Annotated in this window: 21 protein-coding genes, 2 pseudogenes and 1 other annotated feature; of the genes and pseudogenes, 17 read left to right on the forward strand and 6 right to left on the reverse strand. The window is 47.5% G+C overall.

All coding sequences use genetic code 11. The features are described 5' to 3' along the window. Positions 1–9 precede the first annotated feature (9 nt). The 8 genes from glpK (at position 10) to P8F77_RS03365 (ending at position 7,492) form a co-directional block, all read left to right on the forward strand. Complete coding sequence (gene glpK, locus P8F77_RS03330) at positions 10–1,506, forward strand: glycerol kinase GlpK (RefSeq protein WP_148459356.1); 1,497 nt, start codon at positions 10–12, stop codon at positions 1,504–1,506. 190 nt (positions 1,507–1,696) lie between these two features. Continuing rightward, the gene (larB, locus tag P8F77_RS03335) at positions 1,697–2,437 is read left to right on the forward strand and encodes a nickel pincer cofactor biosynthesis protein LarB (protein ID WP_034550134.1); all 741 of its coding nucleotides are present in this window, start codon (positions 1,697–1,699) and stop codon (positions 2,435–2,437) included. Positions 2,438–2,439: 2 nt separating this feature from the next. Next, positions 2,440–3,708, forward strand: a complete 1,269-nt coding sequence (larC, locus tag P8F77_RS03340) for a nickel pincer cofactor biosynthesis protein LarC (RefSeq protein WP_024728557.1) — start codon at positions 2,440–2,442, stop codon at positions 3,706–3,708. Then, positions 3,695–4,528, forward strand: coding sequence for an ATP-dependent sacrificial sulfur transferase LarE (gene larE / locus P8F77_RS03345; protein WP_024728556.1), 834 nt, complete (start codon positions 3,695–3,697; stop codon positions 4,526–4,528). The genes larC and larE overlap by 14 nt, the downstream gene beginning before the upstream one ends. Before the next feature lie 3 nt (positions 4,529–4,531). Beyond that, positions 4,532–5,554 carry an energy-coupling factor ABC transporter permease gene (locus P8F77_RS03350; RefSeq protein ID WP_024728555.1) on the forward strand — a complete coding sequence of 341 codons (1,023 nt, stop codon included), beginning with the start codon at positions 4,532–4,534 and terminating at the stop codon, positions 5,552–5,554. After that, entirely contained in the window at positions 5,538–6,338 is an 801-nt protein-coding gene (gene cbiQ, locus P8F77_RS03355) for a cobalt ECF transporter T component CbiQ (protein WP_287519523.1), read from the forward strand. The genes P8F77_RS03350 and cbiQ overlap by 17 nt, the downstream gene beginning before the upstream one ends. Positions 6,339–6,352: 14 nt before the next feature. Continuing rightward, the gene (locus P8F77_RS03360) at positions 6,353–7,102 is read left to right on the forward strand and encodes an ABC transporter ATP-binding protein (RefSeq protein ID WP_024728553.1); all 750 of its coding nucleotides are present in this window, start codon (positions 6,353–6,355) and stop codon (positions 7,100–7,102) included. Positions 7,103–7,117: 15 nt separating this feature from the next. Continuing rightward, entirely contained in the window at positions 7,118–7,492 is a 375-nt protein-coding gene (locus P8F77_RS03365) for a MerR family transcriptional regulator (RefSeq protein ID WP_024728552.1), read from the forward strand. Positions 7,493–7,562: 70 nt separating this feature from the next. On the opposite strand, the gene P8F77_RS03370 is transcribed toward P8F77_RS03365, so the two are convergent. Further along, positions 7,563–7,943, reverse strand: a complete 381-nt coding sequence (locus P8F77_RS03370) for a hypothetical protein (protein WP_024728551.1) — start codon at positions 7,941–7,943, stop codon at positions 7,563–7,565. 174 nt (positions 7,944–8,117) lie between these two features. Further along, positions 8,118–8,347: a binding site (T-box leader), on the forward strand. 70 nt (positions 8,348–8,417) lie between these two features. On the opposite strand from P8F77_RS03370, the gene aspS reads away from it, so the two are divergent. Further along, complete coding sequence (gene aspS / locus P8F77_RS03375) at positions 8,418–10,163, forward strand: aspartate--tRNA ligase (RefSeq protein ID WP_024728550.1); 1,746 nt, start codon at positions 8,418–8,420, stop codon at positions 10,161–10,163. 89 nt (positions 10,164–10,252) lie between these two features. Beyond that, entirely contained in the window at positions 10,253–11,641 is a 1,389-nt protein-coding gene (locus P8F77_RS03380) for a YjbE family putative metal transport protein (RefSeq protein WP_024728549.1), read from the forward strand. Between the two features lie 181 nt (positions 11,642–11,822). Here the strand turns inward: P8F77_RS03380 and P8F77_RS03385 are convergent. Continuing rightward, a pseudogene (locus P8F77_RS03385) lies at positions 11,823–11,954 on the reverse strand (IS110 family transposase); the annotation flags it as partial. Between the two features lie 135 nt (positions 11,955–12,089). Continuing rightward, positions 12,090–13,649 carry a ClC family H(+)/Cl(-) exchange transporter gene (locus P8F77_RS03390; RefSeq protein WP_270432357.1) on the reverse strand — a complete coding sequence of 520 codons (1,560 nt, stop codon included), beginning with the start codon at positions 13,647–13,649 and terminating at the stop codon, positions 12,090–12,092. 156 nt (positions 13,650–13,805) lie between these two features. On the opposite strand from P8F77_RS03390, the gene ung reads away from it, so the two are divergent. Genes ung through P8F77_RS03410 form a run of 4 tightly spaced genes read left to right on the forward strand, consistent with a single transcriptional unit; the run spans position 13,806 to position 17,556 of the window. Then, positions 13,806–14,480, forward strand: a complete 675-nt coding sequence (gene ung, locus P8F77_RS03395; RefSeq protein ID WP_270432360.1) for a uracil-DNA glycosylase — start codon at positions 13,806–13,808, stop codon at positions 14,478–14,480. A 9-nt stretch (positions 14,481–14,489) separates the two neighbouring features. Next, positions 14,490–15,275: a Cof-type HAD-IIB family hydrolase gene (locus P8F77_RS03400; RefSeq protein ID WP_024728545.1), complete on the forward strand. Its 786-nt coding sequence runs from the start codon at positions 14,490–14,492 to the stop codon at positions 15,273–15,275. Positions 15,276–15,284: 9 nt separating this feature from the next. After that, the gene (locus tag P8F77_RS03405) at positions 15,285–16,412 is read left to right on the forward strand and encodes a transglutaminase domain-containing protein (RefSeq protein ID WP_270432362.1); all 1,128 of its coding nucleotides are present in this window, start codon (positions 15,285–15,287) and stop codon (positions 16,410–16,412) included. A gap of 19 nt (positions 16,413–16,431) precedes the next feature. After that, on the forward strand, positions 16,432–17,556 hold the full coding sequence (locus P8F77_RS03410) for a D-alanyl-D-alanine carboxypeptidase family protein (protein ID WP_024728543.1): 1,125 nt from the start codon (positions 16,432–16,434) through the stop codon (positions 17,554–17,556). A gap of 51 nt (positions 17,557–17,607) precedes the next feature. On the opposite strand, the pseudogene P8F77_RS03415 reads toward P8F77_RS03410, so the two are convergent. From P8F77_RS03415 to P8F77_RS03425, 3 genes and pseudogenes are all read right to left on the reverse strand, one after another. Further along, a pseudogene (locus tag P8F77_RS03415) lies at positions 17,608–17,868 on the reverse strand (hypothetical protein); the annotation flags it as partial. Then, entirely contained in the window at positions 17,855–18,064 is a 210-nt protein-coding gene (locus P8F77_RS03420; protein WP_024728541.1) for a hypothetical protein, read from the reverse strand. The gene P8F77_RS03420 and the pseudogene P8F77_RS03415, both read right to left, overlap by 14 nt. Before the next feature lie 127 nt (positions 18,065–18,191). Then, a complete protein-coding gene (locus P8F77_RS03425) occupies positions 18,192–19,109 on the reverse strand; it encodes a diacylglycerol kinase family protein (RefSeq protein ID WP_024728540.1) in 918 nt (305 codons plus the stop codon). Between the two features lie 651 nt (positions 19,110–19,760). On the opposite strand from P8F77_RS03425, the gene P8F77_RS03430 reads away from it, so the two are divergent. From P8F77_RS03430 to P8F77_RS03440, 3 genes are read left to right on the forward strand one after another with little or no spacing between them, the layout of a single operon-like run. Continuing rightward, positions 19,761–20,213 (forward strand): PTS sugar transporter subunit IIA, encoded by a 453-nt coding sequence (locus tag P8F77_RS03430; RefSeq protein WP_024728539.1) that lies wholly within the window; start codon positions 19,761–19,763, stop codon positions 20,211–20,213. A 31-nt stretch (positions 20,214–20,244) separates the two neighbouring features. Continuing rightward, a complete protein-coding gene (locus tag P8F77_RS03435) occupies positions 20,245–20,742 on the forward strand; it encodes a PTS sugar transporter subunit IIB (RefSeq protein WP_287519531.1) in 498 nt (165 codons plus the stop codon). 26 nt (positions 20,743–20,768) lie between these two features. Beyond that, positions 20,769–22,391: a PTS system mannose/fructose/sorbose family transporter subunit IID gene (locus P8F77_RS03440; protein ID WP_287519533.1), complete on the forward strand. Its 1,623-nt coding sequence runs from the start codon at positions 20,769–20,771 to the stop codon at positions 22,389–22,391. Positions 22,392–22,442 lie beyond the last annotated feature (51 nt).

Here is a 22,442-nt window from a genome sequence, read left to right on the forward strand (position 1 = left end):
GAGGGCAATATGGAGAGATACATTATGGCACTGGATGCGGGCACAACGAGCAACCGATGTATCCTGTTCAACAGAGAAGGCAAGATCTGCAGTGTGGCTCAGAAGGAATTCACTCAGATATTTCCGAATCCGGGATGGGTGGAGCATGATGCGGGAGAGATCTGGTCTACGCAGCTCGGAGTGGCGGTGGAGGCCATGCAGAAGATCGGTGTCACGGCGGAACAGATCGCGGGCATCGGCATCACCAACCAGAGGGAGACTACGATCCTTTGGGACAAGGAGACGGGGGAGCCGATTTATAACGCCATTGTGTGGCAGTGCCGCAGGACCTCACAGCTCTGTGATTCCCTGAAAGAGCAGGGACTGGAAGAAAAGATACAGGATAAGACCGGTTTGATTATTGATGCCTATTTTTCCGGGACGAAGGTCAAGTGGATTCTGGACCATGTGGAAGGAGCCAGGGAGAGGGCCAAGAAGGGAGAGATTCTCTTTGGAACCGTGGAGACCTGGCTGATCTGGAAGCTCACAAAAGGAAAGGTCCATGTGACGGATTATTCCAATGCATCCAGAACCATGCTTTTTAATATCAAAGATCTCACATGGGATAAGGAGATACTTGAGATACTTGATATCCCGGAAGCGATGCTTCCAAAACCTGTCCAGTCAAGTGAGATATACGGTGAGGCAGACCCGTCTTATTTCGGCGGTGCGATTCCTATTGCGGGCGCGGCGGGAGACCAGCAGGCGGCTCTGTTCGGACAGACCTGTTTCAAGGCGGGCGAAGCCAAGAATACATACGGCACGGGAGGATTCCTTCTCATGAATACGGGCCGGATGCCGGTGAATTCCCAGCACGGGCTTTTGACAACCATCGCATGGGGCCTGGACGGCAAAGTGGACTATGCGCTGGAAGGATCTATTTTTGTGGCGGGAGCTGCCATCCAGTGGCTGAGGGATGAGTTAAAACTCATCGATTCTTCCCAGGATTCTGAGTATATGGCCCAAAAAGTGAAGGACAGCAACGGCTGTTATGTAGTGCCGGCGTTTACGGGACTGGGTGCTCCCCACTGGGACCAGTACGCCAGAGGAACGATCCTCGGCATCACCCGCGGAGTCAGCAAGTGCCACATTATACGGGCGACACTCGAGTCCATTGCATATCAGGTCAACGATGTGCTGAAGGCCATGGAGGCCGACGGAGGCATTCATTTAAGTTCTCTCAAGGTGGACGGAGGCGCCAGCCAGAACAATCTTTTAATGCAGATGCAGGCAGACATCAGCGGTGCTCCGGTACACCGTCCGGCCTGTGTGGAGACGACTGCCATGGGAGCGGCATACCTTGCAGGTCTTGCAGTTGGCTACTGGGACAGCAAAGAGGAGCTGTCCGAGAACATGGATATTGACTGTGTCTTTGAACCTCAGATCAGTGAGGAAGAAAGAGAGAAAAAGGTATCCGGATGGAAACGGGCGGTCCGTTATTCTTACGGATGGGCAAAAGAAGAATAGGAAAGTTGATTTTTTCACCAGTCTTCACACTGGTGAAAAAATATGACAAGATTGGTTGGACCAATTAAGTGGGATTGTAAAAAATATTGACTTAGAGTGAGCTCCAGGTGATATAGTAAGTCCGGGAGCACATAATGGCCGCCAGGAAGATGCAGCGGCCTTCAAATAAAAAAGTAAGGAGTGCACAGAGATGGAAGCACATGAAGTATTAGAAAAAGTCAGCCGGGGAGAAATGTCCGTAGGGGAGGCAGAAGCATTTTTCCGCCGGGAGCCCTTTGAGGATATGGGATATGCCAAATTGGATACCCACAGAAAATTGAGGAACGGCGCCGCCGAGGTGGTTTTCTGCAGCGGCAAGTCCGATGACCATCTGGCCGGCATTTTTCAAAGGCTTTGGGAACAGAATGGAGAAGTACTCGGCACGAGAGCCTCTGTAAGACAGTTTGAACTTGTCCGGAAAAAACTTCCGGAACTTACATATGATCCGATCTCCCGTATTATGAAAATTGAAAAGCCGGACAAAGAAAGGATTGGGAGGATCGCGGTCTGTACGGGAGGCACGGCGGATATTCCTGTGGCCGAGGAAGCGGCCCGGACAGCGGAATTTTTCGGCAATCACGTGGAGCGCATCTACGACGTGGGAGTCAGCGGACTCCACCGGCTTTTGTCCCGCCTGGATGTGATCCAGAGTGCCAACTGTGTGGTTGCAGCGGCGGGGATGGAGGGTGCTCTGGCAAGCGTCATCGGAGGACTTGTTGACAAGCCGGTGATCGCAGTGCCCACTTCTGTGGGCTACGGGGCCAATCTGCACGGCATTGCGGCTTTGCTCACGATGATTAACTCATGTGCCAACGGCATTGCGGTTGTAAATATTGACAATGGATACGGTGCCGGATACATGGCATCACAGATCAACAGACTGGGGGAATGATCATGAATCAGACACTTTATTTAGAATGTTATTCCGGGATCAGCGGCGACATGATGACAGCGGCCCTGCTGGATCTCGGGGCCGATGAGAAGGTCCTTTTGGAGGCTCTTGAAAGCCTTCCCGTAAAGGGATTTCAGACAGAGGTGAGAAGAGTATCAAAGGCAGGACTGGACGCATGTGACTTTCATGTGATTCTGGATCACAAACATGAGAACCATGACCATGATATGGAATATCTTCACGGACACATCCACGGTCATGACCATTTTCATGGAGATCACGGACATCATTCTCATGATCACGAACACAGGGGTCTTACAGAGATCCTTGAGATACTTTGCAGGGCAAAGATCACGGACGGCGCCAGAGAGAAGGCGGTGAGAATTTTTGAGATCCTCGCAGAGGCGGAGGCCAGGGCACACGGCACCAGTATAGAAAAGGTCCATTTCCATGAGGTGGGAGCCGTGGACTCTATTGTGGATATTACGGCAGCGGCTGTCTGCCTCGATAACCTGCAGATTGACAAGGTCATTATTCCGGTGCTTTATGAGGGGAGCGGATCTGTCCGGTGCCAGCACGGTGTGATCCCGATCCCGGTGCCGGCGGTCACTGCCATCACATCCAGATATTCACTTCCTGTACACATGACAGATGTGCAGGGAGAACTGGTCACTCCGACCGGCGCCGCCATCGCAGCTGCCATCCGGACTTCTTCCCGGCTGCCGGAACGGTTTGTGATTGAGAAAACCGGGATCGGGGCCGGAAAGAGAGAGTATGAACGGCCGAGTCTGCTGCGGGCCATGCTGATCCGGGAGACAGAAAACAGCAGCGCCGGCGACTTTATATACAAGCTGGAGAGCAATATTGACGACTGTACCGGGGAAGCTCTGGGATACGTGATGGAGCAGCTGATGAAGGCAGGGGCAAGAGACGTCCATTATACCCCTGTCTTTATGAAAAAGAACAGACCGGCCTATCAGCTCAATGTCATCTGCAAGGAGGAAGACATAGAGAAGCTTGAGGAGATCATTTTCCGGGAAACGACGACCATCGGTATCCGCAGACAGAAGATGGAGCGAAGTGTGCTGAAACGGCAGGTGAAAACAGTCAGGACTTCTCTGGGAGAAGCCCGGGTAAAGGTATGCTTTATGGAAAACGGCATGAGAGTCTATCCGGAGTATGAGAGTGTCAGGGAACTGTGCAGAAAGAATGGGCTGTCTTTCCAGGAAACTTACCAAAAGATCGCAGAGGAATGCCATGGACAGATATGAGGAACACTGTGCAAATTTAAAAGAAGCAGTCAGAGGTTTTGTAAAGGAAGATGTGGCGCTTGCTTTTTCCGGGGGAGTGGACAGCAGCCTGCTCTTAAAGCTTCTATGCCTGGCAGCGGAGAAAACCGGGAAAAAGGTGGCGGCATTTACGATGGTGACAAAACTTCACCCGTCCGGGGATATAAAAATTGCAGAGAGAGTTGCCAGGGAAGCGGGAGCCGTTCATCAGGTCGTTCATGTAGATGAACTTTCCCATGCGGGGATCATAGATAATCCGGAGAACAGATGCTATCTGTGCAAGAAATATCTGTATACAGAACTGCTTAAATCGGCGGAATCGTTAGGGATACAGACTGTACTGGAAGGAACTAATGCGGATGACCTGCACGCCTACCGTCCCGGAATCCGGGCAGTAAAAGAGCTTGCAATTCTGAGTCCTCTTGTGCAGGCCGGGATGACCAAGGATGATATCCGCAGGATGGCATCGGAATATGGGATCTCCGTGGCAGAGCGCCCGGCAAGTCCTTGTCTTGCCACGAGATTTCCATATGGGGCCAGACTGTCCGGGGAGAAAATGAAAATGGCGGAGGAAGGGGAGAAGTATCTGAGGGCAATGGGCTTTTATAACGTCCGTGTCCGTATATACGGAGACATGGCGAGAATCGAAGTAGATGAGAAGGAGCTTCCCCGGCTGATCAAAAACAGAGAAGCTGCGGTAAAGCGGCTCAAGGAAATAGGTTTTACATATGTTACAGCGGATCTGGAGGGATTCCGGTCCGGCAGCATGGACACTCATTTGAAACAGAGAAAGGAGAAATAAGATATGCATATGGCAGATGCGCTTGTGGCCCCTGCGGTGGCAGGCACCATGTATGCCTGTTCTGCGGCGGCAGCAGGATGGGCGGTAAAAAAAGTACAGGAGGAAGATGACCCGAAAAAAGTTCCGCTGATGGGGGTCATGGGAGCCTTTGTGTTCGCAGGGCAGATGATCAATTTTACGATCCCTGGCACCGGTTCTTCCGGGCACCTGTGCGGAGGCATGCTCGTGTCGGCAGTACTGGGACCATTTGCAGGTTTCCTGACCATGATCGGGGTACTGCTGATCCAGTGCCTTCTTTTTGCGGACGGGGGACTTCTCGCACTTGGATGCAACATTTGGAACATGGCGTTTTATGGCTGTTTTATAGGAGCCGGGCTTCTCTGGAGGCGGATCATGAAAAACGGACCGGATAAAAAGAAGATTACATATGCATCCGTCATCGGATGTATCCTTACCTTACAGCTGGGAGCACTTTCCGTGACAGCAGAGACTCTTGCTTCGGGCATTACCGAGCTGCCGTTTGCAGTATTTGCGGCTGCCATGCAGCCGATCCATCTGGTCATCGGACTGGTGGAAGGGCTTATCACCGCTGCAGTGCTCTGTTTCTTGTACGAGGCCAGGCCGGAGCTTATCTGGACCGGGGACTCCGGGAAATCTGCGGCAGGCGCAAAGAAGCCGAAGCTCTCTTTCCGAAAAGTGCTGCTTGCGCTCACAGGAGCATTTATACTGATCGGAGGAGCATTATCTCTGGCGGCATCTGCAAACCCGGACGGGCTGGAATGGTCCATACAAAAAATAACAGGGTCCGCGGAGCTTGCGGCGTCCGGTCCGGTTCACGCTGCGGCGGGGAGGATCCAGAGTCTGACCTCCCTTCTGCCGGATTATTCTATCCCGGACCGGGAGACGATGCTTGGAACTTCTCTGTCCGGCATCTTCGGCGGACTGGCAGTCATCGTATTATGTATAGCCGTTTGTTATCTGTTCGGCCTGTTTAGAAAGAAAGGACGTCATGAGCAGAATCAATGAGGCAATTCATGAAATACACCATCTGGATGCCATGGCTTCAAGAGAGGGGCGGATCAACAGGATTCATCCTCTGAGCAAGCTTCTCGTCACCGTCTGGTATATCACTTTTACCATGTCATTTCCTGTCTATGAACCGGGCGGAATCTTCGGCATGATCCTGTATCCCGCAGTAACTATGCGGGCAGGAGGCATCTCTGCGGTCAGAAGTATAAGAAAATTAAAGCCGGTTCTTCTGCTCGTCTGTGCAGTGGGGATTGCCAATCCGTTTTTTGACCGGGCCGTACTCTTCCGGGCCGGGCCTTTACCGGTAACCGGCGGCATGATCTCCATGGCCACACTGATGCTCAAAGGAGCATTTGCGGTGCTGGCATCTTACCTGCTGATCCTGACAACGTCTATGGAGAGCATTTGTTATGCTCTGCGTCTCCTGCATGTGCCGAAGATTATGGTGACCATGGTGCTTCTGATCTATCGGTATGTGATCGTGCTGCTGAAAGAAGCCGAACGGATCTCCCAGGCGTACTCCATGAGAGCGCCGGATCAGAAGGGAATCCATTACCGGGCATGGGGAACCTTACTGGGACAGCTGATGCTAAGAAGTATCGACCGGGCCCAGACGGTCTATGAGAGCATGCTGCTCCGGGGATTTGACGGAAGTTTCCGTCTGTCAAAGAAGCAGAAAATGGACAGAAGAAGTGCAGTGTACCTGGCAGGCTGGCTGGGTATCGTTGTTTTGCTGCGGTATGTTTCTGTTTTTAAACTTGCCGGAAGTCTGTTAGAATAGAATACGGAGGAAGTATGAACAAAATTGAAGTAAACGGCCTCACCTTTTCCTATGAAAAAAGAGCCTCATCAAGCAGAAAAAATGTGCTTTCCGGTTTAAATTTTACTGCTGAAGATGGAGAGAGCATCGGACTGATCGGGGCCAACGGAGCGGGGAAGTCTACACTGCTCAAACTCATGGTAGGGCTTCTGACAGACTATGAAGGAGAGCTAAGAATCGGAGGAATCCGGGCAGAGAAAGCGTCCCTGGCAGATATTCGGAAGAAGACGGGATATGTGTTTCAGGATTCAGACAGCCAGCTGTTTATGTCTACTGTGTATGAAGACGTGGCATTTGCTCCACGCAATTACGGACTCTCTGAGGAGGAAACAAGAGAGAGGACGCTGAGAGCACTGGAGAGTGTTCATATGGAGCAGATGAAAGACAGGCACATCTACCGGCTGTCCGGAGGAGAGAAAAAAAGGGCATCCATCGCATCGATCCTGTCCATGGAGCCGGAGGTGATCCTTATGGATGAGCCGTCGGCGGCTCTGGACCCCAAAAACAGGCGCAGCCTGATCCATGTCCTGAACGGACTTTCCGGGACTAAGATCATTGCGTCCCATGACCTGGATTTCATCTATGATACGTGTGAGAGGACAATCCTGATCGCAGACGGAAGACTTGCGGCAGACGGACCCACGGAGGAAATATTAAGGGATCAAACACTTCTGGAAGACAATGGGCTGGAGCTCCCGCTGTCATTTTCCAGGACTTTGGAATGAATGGAGGAAAGTATTTTGACCATCGCAGAAGTAAGTAAAAAGTATGACATAACTGCAGATACGCTGAGATATTATGAGAGGATCGGACTGATACCGGCTGTCCCGAGGAAGCCGAACGGCATTCGGGATTATGACCAGGCATCCTGCCAGTGGGTGGAATTGATGAAGTGCATGCGGAAAGCCGGGGTGCAGATCGAGGCACTGATTGAATATGTGGAGCTGTTTCGCCGGGGAGATGAGACCATTGACGCACGGAAAACAATTCTCATGGAACAGAGAAAACGTCTGGTCCGGAAAATGCAGGATATGCAGGAGACTCTGGAACGTCTGGATTATAAGATTGAGATGTATGAACGGGGAAAGATGTCAGCAGAATATCAGATGGACTGATATCCAGAGATATAGAGATTGTTTCTTCCTGAGGAAGACGTATTTTGACAGAAGCCTTAAATTCTGAATTCTATTCTCCCTTCTCTTGTCCGAAGCAGGAAAATGCTTTCCGGAACTGGCCTAAAAGAAATGGAGACGGAGAGGCATTGCTGGGTCGTTCCATAATCGTATCCAGATTCCAGAAGTCAGGATAATCCGCGGCATCATCGGGATGGACTAACTGACGGGCAACAACTTGGGTCATCAAAGTGGATAAAGATCCCTCTTCTGGGGGAATAATATATTTGTCAGAAAGATGGAATAAAACTTTGAAGGAATCTTTTGTGAGATTCAGTTCAAATAATTCATTATAGGCAGAGAGATTCGTGAGATTATAAAACAGGTTTTTATTGCCCTTTTGGAAAGACCTGCTGAAGCTCCCTGTTGAAATGCACGATCCTGTAATGATCATCTATGATATAAATGCTCGTTTCCGAAGTAAAATTATTAGTATTCATATGTATATTCCTGTCAGGCCAATTTACTATATAGTATTTTTTGTGTAAATCAGTCAATCTCAAGAGAGGAAATAAAGAAAAAGAGAAAAATAAATTGACAAGACAGACAAAACTGAACTATAATGATCCAAAAAGCGTAGATTGAGAAAAGTAGCATAGATTATCGCTTACAGTGAGCAGGAGACAGTGGGAACCCTGCAGAGTGAATCCATGTGAAGAACACTCAGGAGCTGCAATCTGAACGTCCATAGGATCAGTAGGTGCGTCGCAGGCTGTGCGTTATTCAGCATACCAGAGAGGCTGTAAAAGCAGCAAATCAGGTGGTACCGCGGAACTTGTACAGTTGTCCGTCCTGAATGATTTTTTAGGATAGACGACTTTTTTTATTACAAAAAAGTCTAACATGATGAAAGAAAAAGGAGAAAAAAATGTCAGATATGTACCGCAGCAAGACTATGGATAAGATTTCTGAGAGCGATATCGGGTCCCAGTTAAAGATCGCCGGGTGGGTGGAAAATATCCGTGACCACGGCGGAGTGTCATTTATTGATTTAAGAGATATGTATGGCGTTATGCAGGTCGTGTTAAGAGACGGAAGTCTTTTAAATGAAGTGAGAAAAGAAGAATGCCTTTCCATCGAAGGGATCATTGAGCACAGGGACGAGGAGACTTATAATCCGAAGATTCCCACGGGAACGATCGAACTGGAAGCCCATAAGATTACAGTGCTCGGAAAGGTATATACCGACCTTCCGTTTGAAGTTTCAGGGTCCAAAGAGATCCGAGAGGATGTCCGTTTAAAATACCGGTATTTAGATTTGAGAAACCGCAAAGTAAAGGACAATATCAAATTCCGCTCCGAAGTCATCAGTTTCCTGAGAAGAAAGATGAATGATCTTGGATTTATGGAGATCCAGACACCGATCCTCTGCGCATCTTCACCGGAAGGGGCAAGGGACTATATTGTTCCGTCCAGAAAATATAAAGGGAAGTTTTATGCACTCCCTCAGGCTCCGCAGCAGTACAAACAGCTGCTGATGGTATCCGGCATCGACAAATACTATCAGGTTGCGCCTTGTTTCAGAGATGAAGATGCCCGCGCCGACCGTTCTCCGGGAGAATTTTACCAGCTGGACTTTGAGATGAGTTTTGCCACACAGGAAGATGTCTTTAAAATCGGTGAGGAAGTGCTGGCAGAGACCTTTAAGAAATTTGCACCGGAAGGGTCCGTTGTGACAGACACGCCATTCCCGGTTATCAGTTATAAGCAGGCGATGCTGGAATTTGGAACGGACAAACCGGATTTAAGGAATCCTCTCAGGATCGTGGACGTGACAGACTTTTTCCAGAGATGTACTTTCAAGCCGTTCCACGACAAGACAGTGAGGGCCGTGAAAGTCCACGCAAATCTCTCAAAAGGATTCCATGAAAAGCTCCTTAAATTTGCACAGTCCATCGGCATGGCAGGACTCGGATACCTGGAAGTAAAAGAAGATATGTCCTACAAGGGACCGATCGACAAATTTATTCCGGAAGATATGAAGAGTGAGCTTGCAAAGAAGGCACATCTTGAGGCAGGGGACGTAATCTTCTTTATCGCAGCAAGTGAAAAACTTGCCTGTCAGTTTGCGGGACAGATCAGGGACGAACTTGCCGCCCGCCTGGATCTCTGTGAGAAAAATGCGTACCGTTTTTGTTACATCAACGATTTTCCGATGTATGAGACAGACGAGGAGACAGGGCAGGTGACCTTTACACATAATCCATTCTCTATGCCTCAGGGAGGACTTGAAGCGCTGAATGAAAAAGATCCTCTGGATATTCTCGCATACCAGTACGATATCGTCTGCAATGGAGTGGAACTTTCTTCCGGTGCGGTGAGAAACCATGATCTGGATGTCATGGTTAAGGCATTTGAGATCGCAGGATATGATGAAGAGGCATTAAAAGAAAAATTCGGAGCGTTATATAATGCATTCCAGTTCGGTGCGCCTCCTCATGCTGGAATGGCCCCGGGAGTCGACCGAATGATCATGCTCCTCAGAAATGAAGAAAACATCCGCGAAGTGATCGCCTTCCCTATGAGCGGAACTGCACAGGATTTGATGTGCGGTGCGCCGGGAGAAGTATCGGAGCTTCAGCTCAGGGAAACACACATCAAGGTAAGGGATTAACTGTTAAAAAAGCCGTACATTCAGAAATGAATGTGCGGCTTTCTGCATATATATGGTAAATAATAAAGTTTGTACAGGGGGAAGGCCTTTTGGGTACGCTTCTTCAGATTATTTTTATCAACCTTGTCGTGTCTCTGGACAATATTGGCGTCATCGCCATGGCAACCAGGGGGCTTTCAAAGCGCCGTGCCAAAGCGGCCAGAGATCTGGGCGTCTGGCTGTCTATCCTTCTTAAGATGATCTTTGTGGGGATCATCGGATTTTTGTTCAGGATTCCATGGCTTCACATCAGGATACTGGGAGGTGTGATGCTTTTGTATGTCACTTTCACGATGATGAAGGAAAGCGGAACGGGAAGTGAAAAGCGTGAACAGACAGAACAGAAGGATAACTTTTGGTTTGCCATCATTTCCATTGTGGCAGTAGATGTGAGCATGAGTTTTGACAACGTACTGGCTATACTCGGGGTCGTGTCTGCGGACGGCGGCGGTCTGCATATGAGAGAATTTCTGCTGATCTTCGGCGGTCTGGCATTTTGTGTGCCGCTGCTTTTGTGGTTCAGCGGAACCATCGCAGAGTGGATGGAAGAGTTTCCAGTCTTAAATGATATCTGCTCCGGATACCTTGTCTACACTGCAGTCAAAATGATGATGGAAGATGAGTTCGTATCTCTTTTCCTTCAGGAGATTAATTTTTCCATCGCAGCTCCGTGTGCGGCATTGGCCGGTATTCTTGTGGCCTGTTTTAAAGTCTATTCAGAGGGGAGGGATTTTAAATATCACAGCGGAAAGATCATCGTGGCCTGTGTCACGGCTCTTTCCTGCTATGCAGTCATGGACATGGCAGTGCTCTCTTACCTGAGCACCGGGCCGTCTCCGAAGGGATACCAGCTGAGTCTGGAAGCCCTCTACGGTTTTCTGCCAAAAGGGATCAACGCGGTCCATCTCACCTCCATGTCCTCGGGTGTACTGGAACTGTGCGTGGCCGTCTATACGGCAGATGTGATGAGGCGGAGGGAGCTGTCCTCATTCTTCTGGAGATACATAAAAGTAGAAAATACGATGGCAAGACTTCTGCTGTTTCAGACGGCCCTCTATGTCATAGGGCTGACGCTTAACTTTGGGCTGGGAAAACCGGATGTGTGGATGTTCATCTCCGAACTGCTCTTTGAATTCCTGTTGATGAGTGTCTATGCAGCGGTCTTTGGGCTCCTGTGTTTTTCCTTTAAAAGCGGGGGATTGGGACTGGGGATGAGCCTTTTGTTCCTCCTGCTGGAAGCGGTCATATCCTCTGTGCTGATGCTCGACGAGACCAGCGTGCTGGCGGGAATGTTCCCGAATTATTATCTGGAAAACATGGAAAGCCATATGCACGATATGATCTTTATCATGCGAGGGATCTTTATGTCGGCGATCTATATATTGCCTGTGCTGATGATTGGGGAGAGAAAAAATAACAGACATTTCAGGTGTTTTTAAAAGAGTGAGGAATTGCAGTAATAAAGTTGTTATCACGGTTTTGACTTGCGGAAGGTATTGCAGATTATATCTCGTATTAGTCATTGATTCTCCTTTTCAATCCATAAACGCAGATTTCCAAATGACTATGCCGCCTTTTCAGAGGCAGAAAGGTGTGCTGCCGTGTAGCGTTCACAATGCTCTTGAAAGGTTTCCCGATAAAAGCTACGTTCAAAAGAGCGATCGACATCCAGGTAAAGTCAGAACCGACATCAGGACCGACAGAAAGGTAAGGGATGCTGTCAAGCATCTGAAAAACTTGTTTGTATTTCATAAGTTTATCCTTTCTGGCAGGCATCCATTTCCAAAAGGTGGATACACAACCTGGCGGCTTAATCCCCCTCTATTATAAATATAAAAAATGCCTACCCTGTCGACCAAACGGGGTAAGCGTATCTAGCTGCGGGGGTTATCCCGCCGTAATCTCCCCGCAGATAAGCTGGAAGCTTTCAGTTACCATTCCCAGGTAGTCTTCATCAACCAGGACAACTAACGTATCGCCGGAGTGTACCACAGTGCTTCCTTTGGCGATAATCTCTTCTTTGCCCCGGCTGATGGTGACGATCAGGCAGTGTTCCGGCCAGGCCACATCTTTGATTTTTTTTCCCACAGCAAGACAGGTTGTTCCGGCAACAAAGCTTGAGAGCACTTTTCCCTCTGCGGCATCCGTTGTTTTTAATCCCTTCTTTGCAAGGATGCGGCCCAGAAGACTTTCGTAGATTGGCTCACTTTTCAGAAGATGGGCAATCACATAGGCAGTCAGTGATACAACGGCCAGGGAAAGAAAATGTTCAAAAGTACCTGTCATTTCCGCAATCAGAATGACGCCGGTGATCGGGGCTCTGACGATGGCAGTGAAAAATCCGGCCATAGCAAGGATAATAAAGTTAATGATGTAATCCTGACTGATGCCTGTAAGTCCTGTGACAGAGGTTCCATAAATAGAACCGATGTATGCGCCAAGTATCAGGAGAGGGAAGAAGATGCCTCCCGGTGCTCCGGAGCCAAAGCTGACAGCCGAAAACAGAAACTTGACAAGGAGCAGAAGCACCATAGTTCCGATCAAAAGATGTCCGGTCTCCAGGCGTTCGATCATGGCATGGCCTCCTGCGAGTACAGAAGGAAGGCAGTAGCACAGCACACCCGATACGAGGAACGGGATTACGGTCCTGTACTCCGGTTTCAGGAAGGAGAGTTTTTTGTAAACATCCTGTCCTTTCAGCATGACACGGTTATATATGGCCCCGGCAGCACCAAGGATGATCCCCAGCAGGATCAGCAGGCCGTAATATTTAAGCGGAAGGGCCGACTTCAGCCTGAATTCAAACACCGGAGATAATCCGAATACATTTTTAGAAATAAAATCCGAGGTCAGGGCACCGGCAGTGACACAGACCAGCATGGAACTGTTAAAGTTCTTCTGAATTTCTTCCAGAGCAAACATAATGCCTGCCAGAGGTGCGTTAAAAGCAGCGGCCAGACCCGCGCCGGAACCGCACACTTCCATGATCCTTTCCTTTGTCTTGCTCTTTCGTGTGATCTTTGCAAGCCCTTTGGCGGCCATGGCGCCCAGTTGGACAGAGGGGCCTTCACGTCCAAGAGACAGACCGCCAAGGATCGAGAGTGTGCCGCCTGTGATCTTTGTGATCAGTACGCTGATCCAGTTCTGGCTTATGTATCCTTTCATCTCCCCCTGTACCTGGGGGATACCGCTTCCGGAGCACATTTCATCCCAGCTGACCAGTCTGCCTACGATCAGGCCGAGGACTACCAGGACGGCAAACCAGCCTGCGATATAGAAGGCATTTCCTTTTGTAAAGTCTATAATGCGGAACAACAGAGATTCCGCGTGATTTAATAAAATACGGTAGATGACGGCAATACAGCCGGCAACTATCCCCACCATGAGTCCGTCGAATACGATAGAGACGGACAGAGAGTGGGGATTTTCAATTTTTGAAGTTTTCATATGCGACAATCCTCCTTTGTCAAGATTATTTTATCACAAGATGTGCCAAAGAAAAAGGAATCTGCGCATTTCTCAAGTTTGCAAAACAGGGCCTGATAGTTTATAATACACACGTATATTATATAGAAATTTAAGCAACAGATTGGAGAACAGAGTATGCCACCGATTACAAATGACTGGGCTGAGCATCTGAAAGAAGAATACAAAAAGCCGTATTATAAAAAGCTGTATCAGACAGTGACGGCTGAGTACGCACAAAAGAACATCTTTCCGCCGGCGGATGATATTTTTAACGCGTTCCACCTGACGCCTTTGAGCAAGGTAAAGGTGGTGATCTTAGGCCAGGACCCATACCACAATGTAGGACAGGCCCACGGGCTGTCTTTTTCTGTGAAGCCGGGAGTACAGACGCCGCCGTCCCTGGTCAACATTTACCAGGAACTGCACGAGGATCTGGGCTGCTACATACCAAACAACGGATATCTGACCAAATGGGCCGAACAGGGAGTTCTGCTGTTAAATACGGTACTGACCGTCCAGGCGCACAAGGCCAATTCCCACAAGGATATCGGATGGGAAGAGTTTACGGACGCCGCGATCCGCATATTAAATGAGCAGGACCGTCCGATCGTCTATCTTCTGTGGGGACGGAATGCCCAGAATAAAAAATGGATGCTTACCAATCCGAAGCATCTGGTACTTGAAGCCCCTCACCCGAGTCCTTTTTCTGCGTCCAGAGGGTTTTTCGGATGCCGTCATTTCAGCAGGACCAACGAGTTTCTGAAAGAACACGGCATTGAGCCGGTGGACTGGCAGATTGAGAATATATAGGAGCGAAGCATGAATAAAATTGTATTTTTAGACATTGACGGCACTTTGTACTGTGACGGGATCGGTATTCCGGAGTCTGCTCAGAGGGCCGTGGCTGAGCTGATAGACAAAGGGTGTAAAGTGATGCTCTGTACCGGAAGAGCTTACGGCATGGTACCGGAATCCTATATGGAACTGGGTTTTCACGGCATGATCGCGGCGGCAGGAGCCCATGTGATCTGTGAAGGCAGAGAGCTGTGCAATGATCAGGTTTCCGGTGAGAACCTGCGAAAGGTCATTGATTACGGACAAAAACATGGGATCGGGATCGTTTTAGAAGGCGTGAAAGGGAGCTATTATGACCCGGAAAATCAGGACGGTTTTTATCTGAAAGTGGTGGAAAGGCTGAGAGAGACCACGACCCCTTATATATATCCGCTGTCCCAGGCAGAGGCAGTGAACAAATGGACATACCATCACATGGACTTTGCGCAGAAGGAATATGTGGAGGAGATGACCGGGGGAACTATGAGCGGTATCATACATAAAGAAGTGAATTCCGTAGAGTTTATCCCTTCAGGGGTCAATAAAGCCACCGGCATCAGGATGGTGCTGGATCATTTTGGGATCGGCCGGAAAGACAGCTATGCATTTGGAGACAGCGCCAATGACATTGAGATGTTAAATTATGTACAATACGGGGTTGCCATGGGAAATGCAGTCCCTGAACTGCTGGAACAGGCCGAATACAAAACGGAGCCTGCAGACCGGGACGGCCTGGCACTGGGACTGAAACGCCTGGGGCTGATCGGGTAGGAGCTGCCTATGAAAAAAGTTCTGAAAGCATTTGCATCAATCCTTCTGCTGGTACTGGTCTTTATGCTGCCGAATATGGTGTCATCGATCCAGAGCCGCATCCACCAGAAGGAACAAAAGAAGATTGTCACAGAGGTAAAAAAGACCCACAAAGACCTGTTTGAGACCAAGTACGGTTACCAGAGCCTTTCAAAAGAGGGCAAAAGGGTTTACAGCCTCATGTACTATGGGATTTTCAACAGAAAAAAGGAGATCGAGATTGAGCAGGTTACTACAAAGCGGATGGAGGATATTTTAAAGCAGATGGAATCCGACTGCCCTGAACTGTTCTGGTTCGATTTTACCGGAAATATCAAATGGAAGACATCGGGAACGAAGAAAAACGTCGTGTTCCTGCCCCATTATATTTTTACGGAAAAGCAGACCAGACAGTACGATAAGAAATTGAAGAAAAATCTTGCCGTGTATCTTTCCTATGCAGACAAAAAAGAGACGGAATATGAGAAGGTCTATACTGTTTATGAGCATCTGACCAGGAGGATCTCCTACCGGGAGGGCAGCAGATATAATCAAAACCTGATCAGCGGCATGGTCAATGAAGAGACTGTCTGTACAGGATATGCCAAGAGTCTTCAGTATATTTACCAGAAGATGGGCATCCCGTGCCGGATGGTGTACGGAAGGGCCAACGGACAGAATCATGCGTGGAATCTGGTACAGATCGAAGGAACCGACTGTTATGTGGACCCCACCTGGGGAAGCAATAATCAGAAGATGTCCAAGGGGTTTTTCGGGATGACTGAGGAGGAACTTCTGAGGGGACACACTCTGGATCAGGGACTCAAGGTGCCCAAATGCAGTTCAAAGAAGAACAATTATTATGTGAGGCAGAATCATTACTACAGGCAGTTTGAATTGGGGAAGATCTATAACCAGCTCTGTGAACAGAAAAATCAGGGGCAGATCAGTTTTCAGATGGGCAGCCGGAAAGAATATGAGAAGGCCTGCCGGCAACTGATCACCGACAGAAAGATTTTTGATCTGCTGAAAAGAGTGCCCGGATTCGGGGCAAAAAAGATGGAAGTGACTTATTATACAGACCGCCAGCTATACATTATGACAATTAATTTCAAATAAGAATTATGAGGAAAAACATATGAAGAAATATGTAAAACGATTACTGGTAATGCTTACAGCAACTGTACTGGTGACAGCAGGGACCGTGCCGGCAAAGGCGGCAGAGAGAGGACTTGCCACAAAGGAAGACACAAATGCAGAGAAGCCGTCGATCAACGGAGTCTGCGGAATATTGATGGATGCCAAGACCGGGAAGATCCTCTATGCAAAAAACATTGACAAGAAAAGCTATCCGGCCAGCATCACCAAGATCCTGACGACTTTGGTGGCGATAGAGAACAATGATGATCTGTACTCCACAGTCAAATTCTCCAGACATGCTGTAAACAGCATTGAGCCTGGAAGCACTCACATCGGCATTAAGACCGGCGAGGAGATTCCGCTCATCGACGTCCTGTACGGGATCATGCTGGAATCCGCAAATGAAGCCTGCAATGGTGTCGCGGAGCATACAAGCGGAAGCATCGAAAAATTTGCGGGCCTGATGAATAAAAAAGCGAAAGAAATCGGCTGCAAAGGGTCTCATTTTATGAATCCCAACGGCCTTCACAATGATAAGCATTATGTGACGGCGAGGGATATGGCGTTGATCACGAAAGCGGCTCTTCAAAATCCGATGTTCCGCAAGATCGCATGTTCTTCTCATTATTTTATGTCCGGAACCAACAAGGAGAAAAAGGGCAGAGAGTTATGGAATCACCACAAGATGGTAAAACAGACGATGTTCTTATACAAAGGCGTGGAGGGCGGAAAGACCGGTTATACGACAAGAGCCGGCGGTACTCTCGTAACTTTTGCAAAGCGCGGGGATACGGAACTGATCTCCGTGATCCTGCGGGGAAACGGATATGAATTGTACAGGGATACGATCAAACTGTTTGATTATGGTTTTAAGAATTATAAATCCGTGGCACCTTTTGCGGGATTAAACTGCGACCTTTCAGAGAGCCGGGAAAATCCGGTCACTCAGATGGCATGTAAACTTTCTCCGTACCAGCTTCCGCTGGGCGGCAGCTTAAGTGACTTTTCTGTGCTGCTGACCAAGGACCAGGATTCTGCTGAGCTGAAAGTATATACCGAGAACAATAAAATTTATGCCTCTTATGGAGATGAAGATCTGGGATCAACCAAGATCAGTTATTAAAAAATTTTCAATGCCGGAAAAGCCTTTTATAAAGATTTTTCCGGCATTATTTTAAATCCGTTCAACACTTTTGTAAACGATAGGGCTGTCATATCGAAAAGTTCTCTTTCCGTTTACTTTCATAATTTCAGAAACTTCTAAATATTCTTCTGAAAAGCGTTCAAATAAAGTGAATTTCAGCACAGGGGAAAACATGCTTTCTGAGGGTTTCAGATCCCTGATTTTATCATTGCAGACCGTATTTTCGTGTTCAGCAAAAGGGAATTCAATTCCGTTCTTTTTCATCTTTTCATATTGTTCAGAGTTTTGAAAGTGTTCTGGTCAGATGGCCCGCATCCAGCTTCAAGGCAAGGGATATTTCTTTGGGCGAACATGTTTCTTTCTTGCCGACAAAAATAAGAATGAACAGCTGTCCGTAAGTTACATTGATCTCTGCAAGTTTTTCCGTACAATACTGCGTAAATTGTTTACGGAGAACTGACACATAAAAGGCAAAAGATTCGGTCATTAATGATTACCTCCATATATTTGACTAAGTCAAATAATATATAATAAAAAAACTGCCCCCAACCGTTAGATTTTTGATCTGACTTTTGGGGGCCGGCTCATCAAGCAATATGTTTTTATATATGGGATTACTGGGGATCTTGTCTCTGCACAAGAATATTTAATGCCTCCGGAACGATAGAAATCTTTACCGGGAGTCCCTCGCTCAGGATCTCACCGTCATAGTCAATGGCGATCTCACTGTCTGTGGATGCCTGTTCGATAAAGATCTCTTTCGTCTGAAAATACTCGATGGACGGGTGATTTTGGTGGCTGCCCTGGAGCCATTTTACTATCAGATCAGGAGTCGTTAAAAATTCGATCTTTTTGAGGATCAAGACGTCCAGATAGCCGTCTGATACAGAAGCCAGCGGTGCGGCGGTCGGGAAACCTCCCACACTTTTTGAGTTGGCTACTAAAAAGACCATGGTCTCCGTGGTTTCTGAAAATTCGCTGCTGGTGTACTTTAATACCATATTTTTGGAAAACTGCTTCGGCAGTTCTTTGATGCCTTCCAGGTAATATGCCATCTTCCCGAGGACTGCTTTTTTGTCTTTCGGAACTTTATAAGCAATATCGGTGAGCAGGCCGCCGGCCAGGACATTGATAAAATATTCATCGTTGACCTTACCGATATCCACTTTTTTTGTCTGGAAATTCTTTATCATACCACAGAACTCTTTGGCTGTCTGAGGCAGGTTCATATAAGTGGCAAAGTCATTGACAGTTCCTGCGGAGATGATAGCCAGGGGGATATTACTCTGGCTGACCACTAGTCCGTTGGACACTTCGTTTAAGGTACCGTCACCACCCACAGAGACAACATAGTCGTATTCTCCGGGCTTTAAGGCTGCCGCCCGGTGCTTTGCATCATCTTTTTTCTTTGTATAAAAAACATCAATGTGTGGAGTGATTTGTTTTAAGATCAAAGTCGACATGATTTCCTGCAGTGTAGCTTCAACATTTTGTTTCCCCGAAGAGGGATTGATGATAAATAAGGCTTTCATGAGATCCTCCTTGTTGTATTCCATTCCCCGCAATTATGTACGGAAGATTATTTTACTTAGAGTTTACCATAGAAAGGCCGGGGTCGCAATGTTCAAAAAAGTTGACATTACAATGAGTACCTCTTGTATTTCTAAATAAACTATTTATTGTGAGAATGAACCAAGGCGAAAGGATAAGGAGGGATGAGGGACGAAAACTTCTGTAAAAATCTTTGTTCATATGTGGAGAAGGCAAAGCAGGGAGATGAGACAGCGTATGAACATCTGAACCGGCAGCCCGGGCATCGGTTCTTCCTGCCTGAAAGTGATCCTGACCTGAAATCATAAGGTGACATTTGATACTGACGGAGGGAAAGAGATTCCTGAGGAACAGACGGTGAAAGACTTCATCCGTGACTTTGAGAGATGCTGCGGTGAGAGGAAGACCGTGTTGGATTTTTAGAAAAAAAGAGATGTCAGCCGTTAGCATGAAGGGCTCTGGAATTGTACCAGAGTCCTTTTTGTGATTTTAACCACTTTAATAAAAATATGTGCATTTTGTCTTGACAAAGAGGGTTTAGGTGGATATAATAAACCTACAGAGAACATAATCACACTTATATGAAAGTATGAACACAAAGGTGTATAAAACAAAAACAGGAGGATATTATTTTGAAGGTTTACAGACAGGAAAAGCTCAACAAAGATCTGCCGGGGATCATTTTGCTGAGCCACGGACCGTTTGCAGTCTCACTGGTAGAAACTGCACAGATGATTTTCGGAGACAGTGAAAACATCGCAGCCTTTTCTCTGGAAGCGGGAGATGATATTGACAAGTACAGAGAAGATTTTGCGGAAATGATTGAAGCATTTCCGGAGGGAAGCCTGATTATGGTTGACTTGTTCGGCGGAACACCGTGCAACCAGGTCATGAGATACATTCAGGAGACAGGAAAGGCACTGGAAGTTGCGGCAGGGATGAATTTACCTATGCTGATCAATGCAGTAATGTCCAGGGAAGAACTCAAAGGAAAAGAATTCAGCATGGACACTGTGGAAAATGGAAAAAAAGGAATCTTCAGAATCGATGTGGAAGGATTTCTTAATGATGACGATGATGAGTAAACAACCATAAATATAAAAAAGGAGAGAGCGTATGGCAAAGAAATTAGCAGTAAGAGTGGACGATCGGTTAATTCACGGGCAGGTGGTAACGCAGTGGGTCAATGTCTTTAAAGCGCAGCACATCGTGGTCATAGACAACAATGTGGCGAAAGATAAGATGCAGAAAAGCGTGTTAAAGTTTGCAGCGCCGCCGGATATCAAAGTAAGTATTTTCTCTGTGGACAAAGCAGTGGAAGAATGGGAGAAAAATCAGTTCGGGACGAAAAATGTGTTCGTACTTTTCAGGGATGTAAATCAGATCGCCGAACTCCAGGAAAAAGGGGTGTCCTTTGAAGAGATAACCATCGGACAGATGGCGATCATCAATGACAGAAAGCAGATTTATAAACAGGTAGGTTTGTCAGAGAGTGAGGCACAGACTTTAATGGATATTGAAAAGACCGGAGTGAAGTTATATTTCCAGATGCAGCCTACAGACAAAAAAGAGTCGTTGGAGATCATGAAGAAAACATTTCCTGATCTGCACTAATTTATTTACATAGGAGGAGAGAAACTATGACGATTACAATTTTACAGGCTGTTCTGCTTGGTTTATTCTGCGGGATAGCAAAATGCTGTGTTCCTTATACAGCCGGCGCTTTCATGTTCAATACCGTCATTTTTAACGCGGTGGTTGTCGGAGCCGTGCTCGGAGACATGCCGCAGGCGATGATTATAGGAGCATCACTGCAGCTGATTTACCTGGGAGTCATCTCAGCGGGCGGAAATCAGCCGTCAGATCCTTGTCTGGCCGCTTATATAGCAATTCCGGTTGCTATGGCTTCCGGGCTGAACACTACAGCAGCAGTTGCCTTGGCAGTGCCGGTTGGACTTCTGGGAGCACAGATTACAAATCTGATCTATTTAATGGCCGGATTTTTTGCCCAGAAAGGCGATACATTCGTAGAAAAGGGCAATGCGGCAGGGATGACCAGATGGTCGGTTATATACTGTGCCATCGCAAGAATTATCTGCTTTGGTGTCCCGGTTGCTATCGCGTTATATTTCGGAAGCGGTGCTCTTCAGGGTGTGCTGGATAACATACCTGCAGCAGTGACAAATGGCTTATCTGCAATGGGAGCCTGTCTTCCGGCCGTTGGTTTTGCCATCATTGCGAACCTGATTTCAAAACCAAAATATATTCCGTTTTTCTTTGCAGGCTTTTTCCTGATCCAGTATACGAAGATCGGAACCATTCCCCTGCTGATGGTGGGAGGATTCCTGACATTCCTTTACATCACATTTAAATCCAACGAGTTCCAGGGGGAGACAGACGAGGATGATGACGAAGAAGATGAGGAAGAAGAACCGGCAGAGAAGCTGCTGAGCAAAAAAGATATTCTGAAATCCTGGGTGATCTGGTGGTTCAGCGCAGAGACCTGCCACAGCTTCGAGAGAATGCAGGCACCAAGCTTTTGTACCTCTTTAGTGCCGGCACTGAAAAAGTTCTATCCCGGAGAGGAAAACAAACCGCGCTATATTGAGGCATTAAAAAGAAATATGACATTCTTTAACACAGAAGCACACTGGGGTGGAGGACCGATCCTCGGACTTACCTTAGCGCTGGAAGAAAAGAAGTCACGCAATTACGAAGCGATTCCGGGAGAAGTTATTATGAATCTGAAAACCGGTTTAATGGGACCGCTGGCAGGTATCGGTGATACGATTTCATGGTCAACCCTGATGTACCTTCTGATCGGTTTATTCCTTCCGCTTGCCAAGAAAGGAAATCCATTGGGCGGCATCGGGCCAATTGTACTGCTGACCGTGATCTGCTTTGGAATCGGATATTTTTTGACACAGAAATGCTATACTTTCGGATACTCTTTTGCAGAAAATATGCTGAAGTCAGGCTTAGTCAACAAGATCATTGCAGGAGCAAGTATTTTAGGACTGTTTATGATGGGAGGGCTTGCCTCTACCTATGTGACAGTATCCACACCGATTAAATTTGCCACAAGCGCATACACTACGACACTCCAGTCCATTTTTGACTCTATCGTACCGGGACTGCTTCCGCTGATCGTTGTGCTCTGTGTATGGGGATATCTTTCAAAAGTAAAAAGAAATTATTTTGCGGCCACTTTGGGAGTTACAATAGTCTCTTTAGTATTGGGATGCTTGGGAGTTATTATTTAATTGAGCTGATTCTTTCGATTGACGTGTCCTCCCGGAGTTATGTATACTAGA

It is taken from the genome of Anaerostipes sp. PC18 (assembly GCF_039789045.1).
GTDB classification, from domain to species: domain Bacteria; phylum Bacillota; class Clostridia; order Lachnospirales; family Lachnospiraceae; genus Anaerostipes; species Anaerostipes hominis.